The 2043-nt window shown below is 69.8% G+C and carries 2 protein-coding genes; one reads left to right on the forward strand and one right to left on the reverse strand.

The window, feature by feature from the left end:
- Positions 1-58: 58 nt before the first annotated feature.
- Entirely contained in the window at positions 59-505 is a 447-nt protein-coding gene (locus C1J00_RS42490; protein WP_439333484.1) for a hemerythrin domain-containing protein, read from the reverse strand.
- A gap of 334 nt (positions 506-839) precedes the next feature.
- Between C1J00_RS42490 and C1J00_RS42495 the strand changes: the two genes are divergently transcribed.
- Complete coding sequence (locus tag C1J00_RS42495) at positions 840-1865, forward strand: RNA polymerase subunit sigma-70 (protein ID WP_102914127.1); 1026 nt, start codon at positions 840-842, stop codon at positions 1863-1865.
- Positions 1866-2043 lie beyond the last annotated feature (178 nt).

Here is a 2043-nt window from a genome sequence, read left to right on the forward strand (position 1 = left end):
TCGCAGATGCACGTGTCCCGGCTGATCAGCCGGTGCTGCGGGCGGGTGCGGGAGCAGGTCATGCGGGATGTCGCCTAGCGCCGCAGGGTTGACCGGTCGTGCCGAGGGCGTCGGCGGAGCAGACGTCGGCCAGCATCGGGAAGAGCCGGTTCTCCTCGTCGCTGACATGGGCCGTGACGGAGTTCTTCAGCCGCAGGATCAGCGTGTCGAAACGTCCGTCCCCGGGCCGGCAGTCTTCGAGCTCCTTGAGCATGCGTTCGACTTCGCCGTGGTCGGCGATCTCCTTGTCGGCGAGGTCGTCTCCCCCGTCGACGTACCGGCGCACCGCCGGGTACAGGTATTCCTCCTCGGCCACCGAGTGCCGGATCAGCTCCATGGTGAGCCGGTCCGCCAGTGCCCGTCGCTGCCCGTCCGCTCCCGGCAGGGCTTCGATCTGCGAGAAGAGTTCGTCCACCTCGCGGTGATCCGTGGTCAGTTCCTGGATGACGTTGCCGCCGTGTCCCATGGGGTTCTCCACTCCTTGTAGCCATGTCGTTTCCGTAACCGGGGGCCGACCGGCTCTGTCCAGTGCTCCGCCAGGCTCACCGCCCAGGCCGGCGCGGTCGGGGAGCGGTGCCAGCAATGCCTCACTGGTCACCGTCGTGAGGCCGAGTGCCCGAAGGGCGACGCCGGACACGCGGCAGGCTGCCGTGGGCAAGGGCACAGGCCGTCCCCGTTCTCACCAGGTCGACAGCCCGGCCCGCCGAGGACGGAAACGTTCGGTCATGTGAGGTGATGAGTTTTCACGCCCGAGCCCGTCACACCTACGACGGGACACGACGAGGCGGAAGGATGACGTGATGAGTGCGGACACACGGCTGGAGGAGCTGGGCGTGAGCGGGCTGGGCGAGAGCGACGAGTCGGCGTTCTCGGGGCTGGCGGAGCGGCACCGGCGGGAGCTGCACGTGCACTGCTACCGGATGCTCGGGTCGTTCGAGGACGCCGAGGACACCGTGCAGGAGACGTTCCTGCGTGCCTGGCGGCGACGCGAGACCTTCGAGGGGCGGTCGACGTTCCGCGCCTGGCTGTACGGGATCGCCACCAACGCCTGCCTGGACCTGCTCGCCAAGCGCCGCCCGGAGCCCGCGACCGGCGGTGAGGTGCTGTGGCTGCAGCCCTACCCGGACCGGCTGCTCGACGAGCTGCCCGCGGGCGACGCGGACGAGCCGGAGACCGTCGCCGTCGCGCGGGAGACGATCGAGCTGGCGTACGTGATCGCGGTCCAGCACCTCGCGCCGCGCCCGCGTGCCGTGCTGATTCTGCGGGACGTGCTCGGTTGGCCGGCGAAGGACGTCGCGGAGGCCCTAGGGGACTCCGTCAACTCAGTGAACAGCGCGCTGCAGCGGGCCCGCGCGGGCATGCGGGAGCATCTGCCCGCCGAGCGGCAGGACTGGACCGGCGGCGAGCAGGACGCCGGGACGCGCGAGCTGGTGCGCCGCTTCACCGATGCCAGCGTGGCCACGGACATCCCGGCGCTCGCCGCGATGCTACGGGACGACGTCCGCTGCTCGATGCCGCCCACGCCGGGCCTGTACGTCGGCCGCGACGCGGTGGTGAGCGACTGGGTCGAGAGCGGCTTCGAGGGCATGAAGGGCCTGCGCGCCGTCCCGACCTCAGTGAACCGGCAGCCCGCCGTCGCCTTCTACCTCTGGCGGGACGGGGAGGGCGCGTACCTGCCGCTGACGATCGATGTCCTGCGCGTCACCGGCGGAGCGATCGCCGAGATCGTCACCTTCCACGACGACCGGTTCCCAGGGCTCGGACTGCCCGAGCGGCTGACGGCGGACGGCACAGGACCTTTCGCGGAGCAGTCGGCACCGGAGTGAGTTCAGGTATCGCTCGGCAGACCGAGGCCGGTGAGGGCGCCGACCGGGTCCAGGTCGGGAGTGCCTCTCGGCCACCAGTCGTCGCGGCCCTGCCTCTTATACACATCTCCGAGCCCACGAGACTAGCGCTCAACTCGTATGCCGTCTTCTGCGTGAAAAAAAAAATATGTTAACGCTC

The sequence above is a fragment of the Streptomyces cahuitamycinicus genome (genome assembly GCF_002891435.1).
GTDB classification, from domain to species: Bacteria; Actinomycetota; Actinomycetes; order Streptomycetales; family Streptomycetaceae; genus Streptomyces; species Streptomyces cahuitamycinicus.